At 59.3% G+C, this 231-nt stretch carries 1 pseudogene; it reads right to left on the bottom strand.

Annotated elements, in window-relative coordinates:
- Positions 1–231, bottom strand: a pseudogene (locus CVH10_RS24885) (glutathione S-transferase family protein); the annotation flags it as partial.

Below are 231 nucleotides of genomic sequence, written 5' to 3' on the forward strand. Positions count from 1 at the left end.
CAAACTCGTGGCGCCGAGATCGTCGAAGGCCCGGTTGAAGATGCGGATGATCTCTGACGATTCATTGTTGACGATCCTGCTGTCCTTCCGGTCCCAGAGGACGGGAACGGTCACCTTGCCGGAATAGTCGGGGCGCGCCTTGGCATAGAGCTGCCAGAGGAAGTCGAGACCGTTTTCCAGATCGCCAGTGGCATCTTCCCCCGTCTGGAACGTCCATCCGTCGTCACGCAT

The organism is Halomonas sp. ND22Bw, from assembly GCF_003011945.1.
In the GTDB taxonomy this organism is placed as follows: domain Bacteria; phylum Pseudomonadota; class Gammaproteobacteria; order Pseudomonadales; family Halomonadaceae; genus Halomonas; species Halomonas halophila.